This is a genomic window from Rhizobium sp. CC-YZS058, assembly GCF_034720595.1.
Lineage (GTDB): Bacteria > Pseudomonadota > Alphaproteobacteria > Rhizobiales > Rhizobiaceae > Ferranicluibacter.
In genome coordinates this window covers 2,473,933-2,490,063 of sequence record NZ_JAYESJ010000001.1, presented here as the reverse complement: position 1 = coordinate 2,490,063, position 16,131 = coordinate 2,473,933, and the positions used below count along the sequence as shown (strand labels likewise).

Genomic DNA, 16,131 nt, shown 5'->3' with positions numbered 1-16,131 from the left:
GAACTTTAGACGGTGGTGGCTCGAAGAGCTTCATCACTGACTAGGCGTTATTCTTGACGCATTTTTGTCAAAGATTACGGTGTAGACACCGCCCACCCTGGTGCAGCCGACTTTGCTTTTCTCGCACGCGCCATCGAACCGCTGTGAGATCAATCGGTATCTTATATGCCCCGCCGGCCAAAACAACAAGAAAATGCTGCAATGCAAAAACGCATACGAGCTGAAGTGTAAAGGCAAAGCCCGATGACGACCGTGCCCTCCCTGTCCCTGTCGCGACGAACGCTTTTGGCGCTGGGGCTCGGTGTGCCGCTCGCCAAGGCTGCCTGTGCGGCGACATCCATCAACGCCTCTGCCTTTTCGCCCATCAAGCGGCGTCTCGCCAGCGGGCAAAACGGCGTCATCTTCGTCAATGCGGACAGCACCGGCTTCTCCGAGCACGGTCCGTTCTACAAGATGGCAGCCCGCATCGGAGAGCGGTGCGACGCGACGGTCGTTCTGCACCGTTGGGGCGAATGGGTGGGATCCGCGCCGTCCGGTCCCAAGGCCTATGCGGCTCCTGTCACATTGCGGCGTGGTTCTGGTCCAACCTTGACCGTCTATCTTGCCAGTCTGCCGGGACAGGTTGCCGGGGCCATGTTCGATGGATCGCGACGCGGCGCTGCCATCGACGCGATCCCGACCCCGGATCTCTGCATTCTGCATCACGGCCACAATATGCAGTCGTTCCATCAAATCGATCCGGAGGATATGTCTACGGGCCGGGGTCTCTTCTTCGGTCCGTTGGGACTGACAGAACTGAAATGGCCGGGCGTCCCTCAAGTGCTGACGACACAAAATCCCTGGCAGGATAGCACATCCTTCGACAAGGTCTATGCGTCGATCCTCGATGTTGCCCGCAGCCACCCCGGCCTGACGCTGGTGGACAGCCACGCTGCCTTCATCGACGCCGGCAAGGCGAAGTCTCTCTTTCGGGACAGTATTCACCCGAGCGATACGGCGAGGAACTCCGATGGAGCAGAGCTCGTCGCGTCGGCCCTTCTGTCCTCCTACGATCAGGCGGCAGCGGCCTCCTTCGCGACGCCAAGCTGGCCGCGATTGCGGGCTCGCAACGAGATCGCCAACGGAGATTTCCTCGATTGGAGCCAGGATTCTCCAGCAGGGTACAGGCCGCTCGCCGGGGCAAGCGCCGCCAAGGACAGCGCAGGTGCCTTTCCGGGCTTTGATTATGCGCTGTCGCTCAGGCCCAACGGAAACACGAGAGCCGGTCTCTTCAGGCCGATGACGGAAGATGAACGCCGAAGACTAGCCGGCAAGACGATCAGCCTTGCCGTGCTTGCAAAGGGATCGGCCTCGCAACCGCGCCCTTTCGGGTCGCTCGTGATCCCGACAGGCGGCGCGGTTAAATCCATCGTCATCGGCGATCTGTTGAACTGCAGGGACGGGTGGATGTGGTTGGTCGCAGCGGGGATCAAGGTTGACGCCAATGCGGCCACCGATCAGAATACCGGCATTTCGCTCTTTCCAGCTTTCGACCTGCATGCGCCGACCACCAACGAACCTCTGCTGGTCCAGAAAATCATCGTGGTCGAAGGCTCCTTGCCAATGGGTGCCCTGTAGGACCGAGCGCTGCCTCGCCTGGTGATGACCGCAGGGCGGTCGGCGCTGGGGCAGACTTTAAACGCCCGGGCTTCACGGCGGAGCCGTCGGGTCCACTCCATGAGGACCGAGGATGAATCAACTGCGTCGTAAAGCGGCAGGCACGGGTGAAGCGGATCTCGTCGTTCCGGATTTCGTTGCAGCGATGCCGATGTATCCGCCGAAGATCCTGCCGATTCCTGCAAAATTCCTCGCTCTTTTCGCTTTCGGAGTGGGCTTCCTCCTTCAATGCAATGTCATCACGAACTCGATCGGCCTTCGCCTCCTGCATATCAGTGACCTGATCGTGCTAGTCGGCTTGCCGGTCCTTTACGTCGTTTACGTGCGGCTGCTCGCATCGGGTCCGCTTATTCTGCATCTGGTTGTTCTAAGCTTCTCCTTCCTGCTCTCTGTCATGCTTTTTCATGAGCGTGGGGAAGGAGAGTTCTACACATCCATCTTCACCTATCTCTACACGCTCTTTTTCCTGCCGTTCACCTATATGCTCTTTAAAGAAAGGCTTCTTACGCCGTTCTGCTGGGGCATCTTCTACGGTTTTTCAGCGGCTGCCATGCTGTTGGGCCTTGATCTTGTGCTTCACGATCAGCTCTCCTCGATCGGGCTAGCTTTCGTGTTCGATCCTGCTGCTGTCGCCGAAGCACTGGCCCGTGGTGAAATTACCAGTGCACTGCGTCTTGAGAAGGCTGGGGGCATCTGGGCCCATGGGAACGAGGCAGGTCCCGTTTTTGCGCTTGCCGCCGCGGCTGCTGCCTACCTCGCAGAGAAAAAACAGAATTTTTGGATCTTCACTCGCTTTACGTCCATCTATCTGTCGACCTTCACCCTGACGCAGAACCGCTCTGGTCTGATCGCCGTCATCCTCGTTGGGCTCGTTCTCTATATACGCCGACTGTCGATGGCGACATTGAAACGCTCATTCTTTACGATCATCGCCGTTGCGATAGGAGTGATCGTTGTTTTGCCGTTCGGTGTTTTCGACTTCGTCGATTCGGCGATTTCGAAACGATTTCTCGAAGATTCGAATGTCAGCAACAATGCGAGTGAGCGCTTCAGTTCGCTCGGCCACGGGTTCGAGGTAATGTTCCAGTATCCGTTCGGGATCGGCTACACCGCCCGCTACAATCTGATGCAAGCCATCGGAGGGATTGGTTCGCCTCACAACGGGTTTCTTGCTACGGCATTCGCCAATGGACTTGTTTACGTCGTTCTGCTGGTGACGACCATATTGTACCTTGCGGTTCGCCGCCGTAAGATCGGCTTTTTCGCCTATGCGGCCGCTGCGCTGGTTACAGTCTATATGTTTGAAGAGCTAAGCTATAATCCATGTATGATGGCATTCGTCGCATTGATGATCTCGTATGTCGCACTCGATCTTGATTTCCGACTGGCGCGGGCAGGAGCTGTCTTGAGGCTGCGCTCGAGCCGGAAGCGGTTGGCGGGGGACGCGCTTCACGGGAGAGATTCAGGTGCACGTCCGGGCGGTCCGTTTTCCGCTGCGCCCGCCCCTCGCTAAAGATTTTGAAAAAAACATCCTCGCGGCCTAGAAACCGCAAATAAACGATGCTACCCATTTTGCAGTGCACCATAACCTGCTGTGCTGCACAATCGCGTTCGTGAGCATTCGATCATGCGTCGCATAGATCCAGGAGTCCAATGCGTATCCTCCATGTGACATCACTGTTCGCGCCCGACCGAGTCGGTGGTGCCGAGTTGTTCGTGGAAAATCTGGTGTCCCAGCAGAGAATATTGGGACACGAGGTTGCCGTGGCAGCGGTGACGCGCAGAGTCGAGCCGCCCCGCCGTCAGGGTGACGCCACACTCTATTCCCTCGGCCACGACACCCCGTTCTTCGTGTTGGATTGGCCGAACCAGCCCGGCTGGAAGCAGAAGCTCTATAAAATTGCGGTTCAGCGGAAAGGCGCGGTCGTTGGCCGGCTTGAGGCCGCGATACGCGACTTTCGACCGGACGTGGTGAACACGCATTCGCTTTCGGAACTGACCCCAACCATCTGGCCGATGATCGCGCGCTGTGGTGTTCCTGTCGTCCACACGCTGCACGATTTTACCAGCATGTGCTCCAACGGCTCCCTGTTTCACGACGGGCATATCTGCGACGGCAGTTCGATCAAGTGCCGGTTAATGACGAAGTACCATCGCCGGCAACAGCGAACCGTCAAGGCCGCGGTCGGCGTTGGCAGTGACATTCTCGAACGGCATGTCAGAGCCGGGTTTTTCGCGGACGTGCCGGTGCAGAATCGCAAGGTCATTTGGAATGCCATCGATGCTCCGACGGAGGCCCGCAAGCGTCAGCCGCCCCCGTTGGGCGAACCCGTCGTGTTCGGCTATCTTGGCCGCTTGGAAGCCCCCAAGGGGGCGGATGTTCTGCTCGAAGCCCTTGGCCTTCTGCCTGCGGAAGGTTGGTCTCTGATCATGGCCGGAAAGGCCCCGGATGGGCTGGATCAATATCGCCGGAAGGCTGCTCATCATCCTGTGACGTTCCCAGGCTATGTGGACGCCGACCAGTTCTTCGAACAAATTGACTGCCTCGTCGTGCCGCCTCTCTGGCCGGAAGCATTTGGCCGGACGGTAACGGAGGCTTTGCTGCGGGGGATTCCAGTCATCGGCTCGGATCTTGCCGGCGTCGCCGAGCAGATCGCCGCATCCGGCGCGGGTTTCGTTTTCGAGCCCGGAAACGTCATGGAGCTTGCCGCAGCGATGCGATCCGTCATGGATGATCGAACTCGCCTTCTGCAGGCTGTGAACCGCCAGTCGGCGATCGCGGCGCGGGTTGATCCCGACCGCGTTGCCGCAGACTATCTTGACCTTTACACGTCGCTGGCCGCCGGCTCGCGCGCGGACGTCAGAATGGACTCTTGAACGATGCGAATCCTTCATCTCCTTTCACTATACCCTCCCCATGTTCTCGGCGGTTGCGAACTGTCTGTTCGCGATCTTGCGGAGGAGCAGGTCCAGATGGGTCATACCGTTGGTGCAGCCTGCATCGAGCGTCAGGCGGAACCGAAGACCGTCATCAATGGCGTCACTGTTTATCGGATGTTCCACAACAACGATTTCTGGATCGAGGATGGAGCCGGCCATTCGTCGCATGAGCGACGGATGCAGAAGATCAAGCAGCAGTGGAATTTCAACGTCGAGAGGCAGTTCGAGCAGGTTCTCGACGACTTCAAGCCGGACCTGCTGAACACCCATTCTCTGCTCGACGTTCCGACCCTGGTCTGGCGTGCCGCGGCCCGCCGGAAGATTCCGATCGTTCATACGATCTGCGAATATGATCTGATCTGCGGCAACGCGGCGATGTTCCGCCGCGGCGAGAACTGTAACCATATCCACATGGGTTGCAAAGTCGTCAACTTCTCGAAGAAATTTACGCAGCGGCATATTGCCGGCGTTGCCAGCGTCAGCCATGAGACCCTGAGAATTCACACGGACAACGGCTTCTTTCACCATATTCCGGAGCGGCTTCGACGGGTCATCTATTATTCCTGCTCCGTGCCGGATGGTGATCCGGTCGCGCGCGCGCAGATCGATCGCAGCGGTCGCCCCCTGACCTTCGGCTATATCGGCCGGATCAATACCGAAAAGGGTGTTGGAACGATGGTCGAGGCCTTCAAGCAGATTGGCCAGGGTAATTGGAAATGTCTGGTGGCCGGGAAGGCGCTGGACGATTCCGTCGAACGGTTCAAGGCCGAGGCCGGCGACCTGCCGATTGAGTTCCTGGGCTTTACGAAACCAAAGGATCTCTATGATCAGGTCGACGTGCTGATCGTCCCGTCGATCTGGGCCGAGCCATCGCCACGCACGATCTACGAGGCCTTCTTCATGGGCGTGCCTTGCATCGGTGCGAAATCTGGCGGCATCCCCGAACTGATCGGCGAGCATCAACCCGATTATCTCTTCGAGCCTGGCAACGTGAATGAGCTGGCTGACAGGATCCGTCGTCTCCTTACGAAATCTCGCGAAGAGATCGTTACCGAATACGACTTCGGGAACGTGGTCGAGGAATCGACCTCGCGTCGGGTTGGTGAGAATTACGACCGCCTCTATCAGGACGTCATGGCGTCGGCAGGAAAGTCCTTCGTTTCGCCGATCCGGAGTGTCGCGCGATGAACCGTCTCGCCCACCTTGATTCCTTGCGCGGACTGGCCGCTCTCAGCGTAATCTATTACCACGTTGCAGAGTTCGCGCTCAAGACGGGCAAGGTCTCCTTCGGCGCCGAACACGCCTTGTTCGCGCTGTTGACCGAGTGGGCAGATCTCGGAAAGATTGCCGTCGCCGTCTTCTTCGCGATTTCAGGTTTCGTCATCCCCTATTCGATTTTGAAGCCGCGGGAACAGCCTCTGAAGCATTTCGTCATCAGTCGCTTTTTCCGTCTCTATCCGGCGTTCTGGCTATCCATTCCCGTCGGGCTTCTCGTCCTTTTCGTCATGCTGAATCGGCCGTTTACCCTGCCGATGGTGCTGGCGAATTTGACAATGGTCCAGCAGTTCCTCGGATTCCCGAACATCATCGGAGTCTACTGGACCCTGCAGATCGAACTCATCTTCTACGCTATCAGCGCAGGGCTCTTCGTAATCGGCTGGCTCGGCAAAGCCAGGATGGTGGCAGCGACCACTCTTCTCTTTCTCGGAGCGGCTCTGCTTGCGGCAGCGCTTCGCTATTGGACGGGCAAGAGCCTGCCGGTAGCGATCCCTCTGGGCCTGACGGTGATGTTCTGGGGGCTCCTGTGGCGCTACACGCTCGAGCAGCGCGAGAATGTCCGTCGACTGTTCATTATGGTCACCGCGGCGATTGCCGTTGTGCTGCCGCCGCTCTGCGTCCTGGCCTACAACTTCGATACGGGGTTCGGAGAGACCTGGTACCGATACCTGATCAGCTATTATGCCGCGATGGCGCTGTTCGTCCTGTTCACTGCGCGGATCCGGCTTACCCATCCCGTGCTGATCTATCTCGGAACCATCAGTTACTCGCTCTATCTCTTCGGCCCTATCGGTCAGGAACTGGCCAACATCCTGCTGGGCTCCGCGGTCGAAAGAATTCCGATCCACCTCTTCATCCTGCTGGCCATGGTATTCTCGATCATCATGGCGGCACTGACCTATCGCTTCGTCGAAGCACCCGCGATCGCACTGGGCAGAAGGCTTTCGGATCGCGGTATTGCCGATCGACGCCAGACAGCGTGACTCGCGAACAAAGCGATTGGGGGCACAACGCATCATGGTGCGGGTACTGTTCATGCGGTCTTATGACGAAGGCCGGTCTCCGGTTGACAGGCGCAAGCCGTTCCGACGGCAGGTGCTGGGCAGTGCCTCTCTCGGAGCATTACTATCGGAAGAGGCCGATCTGAGAGGCTCGGCAATGTTCGTTGGTTGCAGGCAAACCTTGCTGGACCCATTCCGGATGCCAGCGTTTGACGCGGTTGCTGCGCAAGGTTGTCCATTCCGGAAAGCGAGAACGTGACGAGACGTGGAAAAAATCAGGTGTCGGACGCCATGAGATCGAACGAGATGCCATACGTGCTCTCGTATGACGCCAGTGGATCGGCTCCCCTTGGGGAGGGCAGCTAAGATGTCGTCGACCAACACGACAGAGGCTTCCCGTCAACCATCATTGGCAGGTCAACGCCGCGTTGAATTCATCGATGTCGTCAAAGGGCTGGCCATCGTGCTGGTTGTCTACGGCCATGCGTTCAGAGGATTGGTGAACGCCGCGATGATCCCTGCTGGCAGTCCCCTTTTCGTGATCGACTATGTCATCTATGCCGCTCACATGCCTGTTTTCTTCTTCCTGTCCGGCCTGTTCTTCGAGCAGTCTTTGAAGAAGGGTGCGGGTAAGTTCTGGAGTGGGCGTGCCAAGACTATCGTCTATCCCTATCTCTTATGGTCGGTCCTGCAAGGCAGCGTCCAGGTCATGATTTCTGGTACGGGCGCAACGAATGGTGGTATGACCTGGGCAAGGCTCGGCGAAATCCTCTGGTCGCCGCTCTCTCCATTCTGGTTCCTGTATGCGCTGTTCTTCGCAAACCTGTTCGCTTACGTCATCCGCTCGATCACACCTCGTCGGGCGGGAATGCTGGTCGCGCTCGCGCTGAGCTTTGCCGCGTTTCTCCTGAGTTTCCGCTTCCCGAACCTTCCTGTTTTGAACGATGTCACCTACGCCATCTTCTATTTCCTTCTCGGATGCGTCACCGGTCTTGCCGGAGTGAGAAGATTGATCTCGATGGCAGGCCGCCTGTGGATGCCGTTCATGCTGTGCTATGTGGGGGGTGCGATCGGATGCTTTATGTTGAGCGTTCCCGAACGTCTGCCCCTGCCGGCCGCCTTCTTGGGATTAGCTGCGTTCCTTGCCACCGGCGCACTCATCGAGCGAAGCTCTTTCGAACGCCTTCACTTCTGGCTTCAGATGCTCGGGGCTTGCTCCATGGGTATCTTCGTTCTGCACATCCTGGTCATCGGCTTCACGCGAGCGGTCCTCGTACGGCTGTTTCATATCGACCAGGCGGGTGTCCTGCTTGTTCTGCTGACTGTAACGGGCGTGCTCGTTCCGTCCGTCGTTGTCATTATTGCTCAACGGTTGCGCATCGGGTCTTTGCTTGGCATCGCATCGACCGGCTTGCCGTCGCAGAAGACAGCGCACATGGTGCGATCACTATGACGGACGTCTGTGTAGAACGCGCATCAGCTGTGACCGCGGCGGTGATCGACACTGGTCGCGGAAGGTGCCCGTCCCTTTCGCCGCGCGAGCGAAGGTTTATGCGGGTTTCGCACCCTTCACCGTACATTGCGAGGCGATGGGCCGCGTCTTCGCAGTCCGTCGCCTTCCAGCCCACCATGGGTCAACGCCGGGGTTCACTTTGAGCAACGATCGAAAATTCGCACCGCTAGAGCGTCGCTCCGTCGTGGGAGCATTCTGGAGCGCGGTCAGCACGTACGGGAACGTTATCCTGTCGTTTCTTGTCTTTCTGGTGCTGGCAAGACTTCTAACGCCGGACGAGTTCGGCATCGTCGCAGTCGCCAGCGTCTTCGTCGATATCATTCTAATCGTCTCGCGCGGCGGGCTTCCGGAGGCTGTAATTCAACGTCCTGTCCTCGAGGAGGAATTCGCCGATACCGCGTTCTGGCTGTCGACCGGAGGAGGGTTCCTTCTCTGCATCATCCTCGTCCTTCTCGCCCTGCCGATCGCCCAGTTGTTTTCCATGCCGGAGCTTGGGCCGGTGCTCATGACCCTGTCGCTGGTGCTCGTCTTCGGCGGGGTTGGCGCGGTTCACGAGGCGCGGCTACAGCGCAGTTTCGCCTTCAAGCAGCTTGCAATGCGCGCGATCGCGGCAAATATCGTTGCGGGCGGGATTTCGGTTCTGCTTGCGGTCTATGGATGGGGGGTTTGGGCAATGGTCGCTCAGCGCGTCCTTGCAAGCCTGGCAACCGCCATCCTCAACTGGGTGACCCTCGGCTGGGTTCCCAAGATGCGGTTCGTGCCTGCCTTAGCAAAGGACCAGTGGACCTTCGGTTCCCGCGTCTTCGGCGCCAATCTGCTGATCGGGTTGAATGTCCGTCTACAAGAGCTGATTGCGGCAGCGTTTCTCACACCGGCCGCCGTTGGCTATATTCGCCTTTCCTGGCGCTGCATCGATCTGGTCAGCCAGCTTGCTGTCATTCCGCTGGGCGCTGTCGCTATGGCGAGTTTCGCGCGAACGGGTGCGGAAGGCGGTCGGGTCGACGAGGCCTATCTCGGCTTCATCCGCCTCTCATCAGTTCTGGCCTTTCCCTGCTTCTTCGGGATGGCGGCCATTGCGCCGGTGATGGTTCCCGTTGTTTTCGGGCCGAACTGGGCGGATGCTGTGCCAGTTCTGCAATTGCTCTGCCTGACCGCGGTCCCCTTCGTGGTCAGTTCCTTCATGTGGCCGCTGATGGCCGCCATCAAGCGCGCAGATCAGAACTTCTACATCTCGTTGGTCCAGGTCGGGGTCGGGACAACGCTCAGCCTGATGGCGGCGCCGTTCGGACTTTACGCCGTCACATTCTCGCATCTGTTGCGGACCTACCTCGTCTGGCCTATGACGCTCCGCATCATGCGCACGGACGCCGGTGTCTCCACTTCGCGGATCTTCTCGGCGATTGGCCCGCCGCTTCTTCTCTCGCTGGGCATGGCCGCCATCGTGTACGGCATCTACCTGACCGTTGCAGGACGAATCCCGGATCCAGCCCTTTGCGTCGTCCTGCTCGCAAGCGGCGGTATCGTTTATCTTGGTGGGAGCTTTCTCTTCATGCCGGACATCGTCCGCAGTGTCTCGAGCGAAGCTCTCAAAATACTGAAACCGAAGACGCTTTAATTGGGGATAGCATTATGAAGACAATCACCCTTATGGATACGACGGTAGCCTCGGACAATCTCGGCGACCAGATCATTGTTGATGCCGTCAAGGATGTCCTCCTGGAGGTCCTTCCCGACGCATATCCCTACACCGTCGCAACGCATGAATACATGACGAAGGCATCGAAAAGCCTTCTCCAGAAAAGCCAGTATGCGTTTGTCGCGGGAACGAACATTCTCGCCTCGAACATGGAGGCACGCGTTCTCTGGAAGCTCTACCCATGGGACGCATACAGCTTCAACAACGCAGTCCTGCTCGGCTGCGGCTGGATGAACTATATGAAGGCTCCGAACAAATATTCGGCTTGGCTCTTGAAGAAAGTCCTTTCCTCCGAGGTGATCCACTCGGTTCGGGATAGCTACACCGAAGAAAAGCTGCGCTCCTTTGGCAAGAGGGTGGTCAACACCTCCTGCCCGACGATGTGGAAGCTCAACCCTGAACATTGTGCTAAGATACCGACGACCAAGGCGCCGGCCGTCGTCACGACGCTCACGCATTATCTGAACCGCCCGGAAGAAGATGGTGAGATGCTGCGGATCCTCAAAGAGCGCTATGAGAGGGTCTACTTCTGGCCACAGCAGCACGCCGATATGGAGTACTTTCAGAAGCTGAGCATTCCGGGCATCTTGCAGATCAACCCGACGCTCGCCGCCTACAACGACTTCCTCGACAAGAATAATATCGACTTTGTGGGGACACGGCTGCATGGTGGTATCCGCGCGATGCAGAAGTTTCGTCGCGCGCTGATCGTCAAGGTGGACAACCGGGCAACGGAAATTTCCAAAGATACTGGTCTACCCACTATGGATCGGAAAGACTTCAAGCGCATGCGGGAGTGGATCGATGGCAGCCCGGTACCGGTCATCACGCTGCCTCTTGAGGCAATCGCGACCTGGAAAGGCCAATTCGTTTAAGGTCTTTCTGACCGACGAGCGTGTTGAACAGGAAAGAGACGAGTAGCCTACCAAAGCCGTAGCGAGAGAACAGACAGCACCTCAGATCGACTAAACCGCGATCCATGGCGGTTTAGTTGCCTATGGATGCATTCCCGCGCCTGTCTCGATTGTTCTCATCTCGTCCCCGTGCGAGGCGCATGTGCGGTTTCGCGCCTAGGGAAGGTGCCCGAAAAGCCGATCAAGGGCCATTCCTCCGTGCTGCAGTTCGTCGGCGACGGCCACCCGAGACGGTGTCTTTCCGCGGTTCGATCGGCAAACAGGATGAAAGGATCGACGCGAGGAACGCTTCGAGGCTGTCCGTCCGGCTGAAGCATCGTGCGTGCCTGGTTCATCCGCACCAGCGACAAAAGCATCAGGATAGGGCAAAGCGCCGGCGGGGGAGGGGCGCTTTTAAGCGGGTGTCAGTTGAGCCCAGTCGATGTTGACGGCGTTACACCCCGTGGAAGGTGATACGCCGAAGACGAAGGCCTTGGACACCGGCATTCCTATCTTCGTCATCACACGATAGTATTGGAGATAGGACCAAGTCCTCCACACGGGTTGTTGGCCCGGATAGACTTGTCCGCGCGTCACAAAAAGAAGATTGCGACCCGCCGCCATCACCATCATCTGCGACTCGTTCCACCCCTCCGGCGCAACCTCCTTGATGATGACATCACACGATCCGCTCGACGCCGTCACCTGGTCCTGTGTCTGCTGGGTGATTGTGAAGCCGTTTTTGTCGAGAAACGGCTTCACCGTCGAGTGAATCTCTTCCGTCGAGTGGATGTTGGCCTCCACAGGGCGCCATCGCAGCGCGACGAGCCCGAAGGTTATCAGCAGAACCACTGCAATCTTAGACAGCGAGTTGGTGTTGTTCACGCTTGATACCGGATGAGCAAATCAGGATGACGACGAAAGTGGTAAGGTAGCCCGCGACCATGGCACCCCACGGACCATGAACGAGATTGTAAAGGTCGGGCCGGACGGCGATGATCGAGATCCGTGTGATGTTGATCACGACGACATTCAGGCAGGCGTAGAAACAGGTGATATAATCTGCGGGTGTGCGCTCGCGCCTGCCCCGATACTCCATGAACATCAGCCAGCACAACATCGCCAAGGAAATGTTCCCGAACGAGGAGCAGGCGTCTGCAATCCACAGAAAGCCGCCGCCGTTCGGCAAAGCAACGACATTTCCCGTCCTGGCTGTTCCGGTCACCAGCGAAACCAAAGTCGCATCGGCTTTCAGAATAACACTGCTCGCCAGGCTGAAGACGAGCCGCCCCCAGAACATCGGCACCGTGGCGCCGATCATCAGGGCAGCGCCGCGCTTGAGAAGCGGATCCTGATTGCTCCGCAGATATTCGCGAGCCGCAACAAACGTAAGCGAAAGCCAGCTGATAATCGGTGTCGCGATCAGGTTCAGCGCGAGAATAGCGGAGAAGATGATGAGATCGGATCTTGTCAGAGGCTGTGGGGTTGCCGCCAGCACATTGCGCAGCGCCAGATAGAAAGCGATGAGGACGAGCGCGCTAATCCCGAAAAGGCTCATGAACGCCGGAGAAAGGCCGAATTCATGCACGTAGGCAGACGCCCGGGTGGCGACGCCATTCATGAAGCACAGAAAGAAAACGGCCGAAATTGCTTCCGACCGTTTCCACGACTTCAACCAAGGCAAGAGCAAACTCATGCCCGGCAATCGTCAAGCAGCGTTGTTGGCTGAGCGCGCGTTGCGGATTGCACGGTAAGAACCGTAGGCAATGGCAGCGGCAAGAATCGGTAGACCGGCAGCAAGTTCCGGACCGGGAACGCCGACATAGTTGACGTTCTGGTAGAAGGTCGACGACTGAACCGGGCCGGCGCCGACATTGTACATGACGGCAACAGACGTGCCGCCACCGATGAAGGTGAAGCCGGTAACGGTGGTGCCGAAGGAGGCGAAGCCAGCCTTAACGGACTGATAGAATGCCTGGAAGGTGGGAAGAGACATTTCCTGTTCCTCTTGTCTGCAATAAATACTGAAACAACCGTCTCGGCGCACTCTCTCCTCAGAAAGATACACCAATTAAGCGAGCAGTAACAGAATTTTGACTCTGAAACAACCGCTCTTTCGCGGGTGCGGAAAAAATTCCAAGCGTATCACTAACATTCGCTAGAAATTTAGTAAACTCTTAAATTTCGGCATAGGCTAAGTGCCTGCTCATTTAAAGCCCGTTTAGGCAGGGTCGTGGGTCGATTTGTCAGGTCCCGAGATGCTGTCATCCGAAGCAGAGGAGAGCCTTGGATCGCGGCCCTTGCAGCGCAGCGAATGCTATCGGATGCGGCCCGTGGTAGGATTACGAACGGAGCCAAATCTCGCCGAATTTGTCGAACCTCGAGCTCGGTGATCGTGACCGGCAAGGCTTACTGCGTCTATGCTTCGTGACGGTTGCCGATCAATGACGCAGGGGCCGCACAGAGGGTTACAGCGTTTTGTGTCCCGCTCGGTTGTGCAGAATCGACGATGCCTGCGTCACAACGCGGCCAACATGGGGCCAGCCTCGACGTACCATCGTGTTCTCGGCAGCGGACAAGGATTCGGTCAGGGCGGGTGTGTTGACTTGGATGCGCTGCCAGCAGGTCTGTCGCGACAGCGCGGGGGTTTGCCCTAGGACTGTTTCATCGCCGCGGACGGTTGGCGCACAGCCGTGAGACCACGTAGCTTAGCGTTGATACGACGTTCGATGAGGACGTGAAATGCGTGGGCACAGCTGATCGTTGCCAGCACCATCGCAGCAAGGATCAGCGGCTGCAAGGTCGGAATCGTCGGCAAGTACTCATGAATGGCCTTGAAGGCGAGCAGAACGAAAGGATGCAGCAAGTACAAGGCGTAAGAGGAGTCGCCAAGGGTTGAGAGAGACAGAAGCGGCTTGGGAAGGTCGAGGTCGCGGGTGAGCGTTGCTGCGGCCATGAGGCATATCGCGCCCCCTCCTAGGACGATGAACCTTGGGAAGGCGTAGTACCCCGGTCCCTCGCCTGAAGCATACTGGCTGAAGGTGTTACCGAACCAGATGTACAGGGCCGCGGCAACAAGCAGAACGCTGACCCAAGGAGAGATCCGCACGCCGCTCATGTAAATCAGAGCAAGCGCCATCCCGGAAACGAATTCGAGGATGATCGGCTGGAGCCAGAACCCGAAGGGAAGGGGCAAAGGGAAGACGAACGCCAGGCCGACTCCGAGCGCCATGACAAGGCCGCAGGCGAAGACCGCGCGCCGCATGGGCAGGGCTAGAAAGAACGCGAAGACGAGGTAGAAGAACATCTCGAAATTGAGCGACCAGCCGAGGTCGAGGATAGGGAAGGGGTAGGCGTCTCCGTATCCCATGCTGTCGTGCGGAATGAAGAAATATGAGGTCAGGATGTCCACGGCGTCGGGAAACGCCTTGACCCCCGCAAGCGCACCGGCTGCCAGCATGGCGAGGCGCAGCGTCAATGCCATCCAGTAGAGCGGGACGACGCGAATGATGCGAAGCAGGAGGAATCGCCGCCAGCCGCCGGGCTTCTCGAACAGGGACCGCGCCGAATAGACGATGACGAAGCCGGAGATGACGAAGAAGAGGTCGACCCCCACGCCGAAGCGCGGAATGAAGGGCAGTCCGCCCTCCGGATAGACGACGATCGAGGCGTGTAGAATGACAACCATCGTTGCAGCGATGGCACGAAGAAGTTGGATGCTTTCGAGTCTCGAAGCGCGCGACGGCGGCTGGACTTGAGATGTAACGGTCATCGGAAATCCCGCATGTCTAGGTGGAAAGAACCCGTCGCAGCGCAGCCGGCGAGCCTGCCATGACGAGACGCGTCATCCGATCTCGATGACGCTCATCTGATCGCTGACGACGGCTGTATAGTGTCCGGTGGCTGCCGAGATTTTTGTGACCTCGACAGTTCCATTGTCTCGAAACCTGTGAACTGAGACCGGGCGGTCCGCGTCCGCGAGGCGGAAACGAAGCGTGCGGTCTTCCGGCGGGCGTTCCACGCCACCGGGCCAACGCCACGCCGGTATTCCCAGCCAGACCGGAACCAAGGTCGTGCCATCGGCGCGCTCCAGCCTGAGGCTCTGGCGGTCGCTGTCCGGATCGAGGAAATCGACGGCCCCTTCATAAGGCTGCCGCGACCCGGATGTCGATGCGCTGCCGCGGCAGAGGTCGAGCAGAGCCTTGGTTGCCCTGAACGCAGGCGTCACCTCCAGCTCGTTGGTGATGAGCCCGAAGGACGCTTCCGGATTCGCCGGATCGGAGGGGAAGCTCGACACGAACTCGTAAAGGTAGGTTCGCACGATTCCCGATTTGAAAGACCACAGCAAAGTGCGCGGCAGATATCGCGTTTTGATGTCCTGCGAGACAGGGAAGAAGCTTCCCGTCGTGCTCGTGGCGATATGATAGCCGATTTCCGTCACGACGGCCGGCTTGTCTCGAAAGATTCGACGAGACGCGCCGACGGCTCTGGCCAGGCTGCCGTTCCGCTTTGTCTCGGGATGTTCCATCCCCGCATAGGGGTGAATATTGGCGTAGTCGCAATAGGCGGACTGCTCCAAAGCCAGTCCGATATTGCCCTGGACGTAGCTTGCTCCAGCCAGAGGGATATGTCGCAGTCGCTCGCTCCCCTTGATCCGCTCGAACAGCATCATCTGGTGCTCTTTTGAAATGAGCGGCTGGCGCCACGATGCCGTAGCAAGATTCGGTTCGTTGCTGCCCTCAAACATGTCGACGCCGCCGTCGCACCAGTCATAGATCGCCTCCAGCATGCTCGGCGGCGTATAGGAATAGGGGCTGTTGGCATCGAAACAGATCAGGCTGAAGGAAAAGCCTGACGCCACACATTGGCGGATTCGCTTGAAAGTGGGAGCATTTCGGCTCGAACGCACGCTCAAGCCCGCCTCGTCCCGGAGACGGCGGATACCCAACTCCTTCATCAGCTCGAAGACGCGATCGAAGCTGCGAGCGCCCGGGGTCTGCTCCTGCGACAGATGCGTGCAAATGCCGACGCTATCGACGAAGGCCGAAGCACTTAACCGAACCTCCTGAGCCTGTGTCGCCACTGGCCGAAGCGCCAGAGTGGTCGCTGCAATCGCAGCGGGCACAGTTGTCAGGAGTTGACGTCTACTGAAAC

13 protein-coding genes are annotated in these 16,131 nt (G+C 58.3%); 8 read left to right on the top strand and 5 right to left on the bottom strand.

All coding sequences use genetic code 11. The features are described from left to right. Positions 1–453: 453 nt before the first annotated feature. The 8 genes from U8330_RS12005 (at position 454) to U8330_RS11970 (ending at position 10,959) form a co-directional block, all read left to right on the top strand. Positions 454–1,617, top strand: a complete 1,164-nt coding sequence (locus U8330_RS12005) for an SGNH/GDSL hydrolase family protein (RefSeq protein ID WP_323105509.1) — start codon at positions 454–456, stop codon at positions 1,615–1,617. Positions 1,618–1,729: 112 nt separating this feature from the next. Next, complete coding sequence (locus tag U8330_RS12000) at positions 1,730–3,169, top strand: O-antigen ligase family protein (RefSeq protein ID WP_323105508.1); 1,440 nt, start codon at positions 1,730–1,732, stop codon at positions 3,167–3,169. A gap of 140 nt (positions 3,170–3,309) precedes the next feature. After that, on the top strand, positions 3,310–4,533 hold the full coding sequence (locus U8330_RS11995; protein ID WP_323105507.1) for a glycosyltransferase family 4 protein: 1,224 nt from the start codon (positions 3,310–3,312) through the stop codon (positions 4,531–4,533). Between the two features lie 3 nt (positions 4,534–4,536). After that, complete coding sequence (locus tag U8330_RS11990) at positions 4,537–5,784, top strand: glycosyltransferase family 4 protein (RefSeq protein WP_323105505.1); 1,248 nt, start codon at positions 4,537–4,539, stop codon at positions 5,782–5,784. Then, on the top strand, positions 5,781–6,857 hold the full coding sequence (locus U8330_RS11985; protein ID WP_323105504.1) for an acyltransferase: 1,077 nt from the start codon (positions 5,781–5,783) through the stop codon (positions 6,855–6,857). The genes U8330_RS11990 and U8330_RS11985 overlap by 4 nt, the downstream gene beginning before the upstream one ends. 385 nt (positions 6,858–7,242) lie before the next feature. Further along, entirely contained in the window at positions 7,243–8,328 is a 1,086-nt protein-coding gene (locus U8330_RS11980) for an acyltransferase (RefSeq protein ID WP_323105502.1), read from the top strand. Continuing rightward, positions 8,228–10,003, top strand: coding sequence for a lipopolysaccharide biosynthesis protein (locus U8330_RS11975; protein WP_323105501.1), 1,776 nt, complete (start codon positions 8,228–8,230; stop codon positions 10,001–10,003). The genes U8330_RS11980 and U8330_RS11975 overlap by 101 nt, the downstream gene beginning before the upstream one ends. Before the next feature lie 14 nt (positions 10,004–10,017). Further along, the gene (locus U8330_RS11970; protein WP_323105500.1) at positions 10,018–10,959 is read left to right on the top strand and encodes a polysaccharide pyruvyl transferase family protein; all 942 of its coding nucleotides are present in this window, start codon (positions 10,018–10,020) and stop codon (positions 10,957–10,959) included. A gap of 432 nt (positions 10,960–11,391) precedes the next feature. Here the strand turns inward: U8330_RS11970 and U8330_RS11965 are convergent, their stop codons facing one another. The 5 genes from U8330_RS11965 to U8330_RS11945 form a co-directional block, all read right to left on the bottom strand. Next, the gene (locus tag U8330_RS11965) at positions 11,392–11,862 is read right to left on the bottom strand and encodes a hypothetical protein (protein WP_323105499.1); all 471 of its coding nucleotides are present in this window, start codon (positions 11,860–11,862) and stop codon (positions 11,392–11,394) included. After that, a complete protein-coding gene (locus U8330_RS11960) occupies positions 11,837–12,673 on the bottom strand; it encodes a hypothetical protein (protein WP_323105498.1) in 837 nt (278 codons plus the stop codon). The genes U8330_RS11965 and U8330_RS11960 overlap by 26 nt, the downstream gene beginning before the upstream one ends. 12 nt (positions 12,674–12,685) lie before the next feature. Continuing rightward, positions 12,686–12,973, bottom strand: coding sequence for a hypothetical protein (locus U8330_RS11955; protein ID WP_323105497.1), 288 nt, complete (start codon positions 12,971–12,973; stop codon positions 12,686–12,688). A gap of 657 nt (positions 12,974–13,630) precedes the next feature. Next, a complete protein-coding gene (locus tag U8330_RS11950; protein ID WP_323105496.1) occupies positions 13,631–14,749 on the bottom strand; it encodes an acyltransferase in 1,119 nt (372 codons plus the stop codon). Between the two features lie 72 nt (positions 14,750–14,821). After that, a complete protein-coding gene (locus U8330_RS11945; protein ID WP_323105495.1) occupies positions 14,822–16,060 on the bottom strand; it encodes a hypothetical protein in 1,239 nt (412 codons plus the stop codon). Positions 16,061–16,131 lie beyond the last annotated feature (71 nt).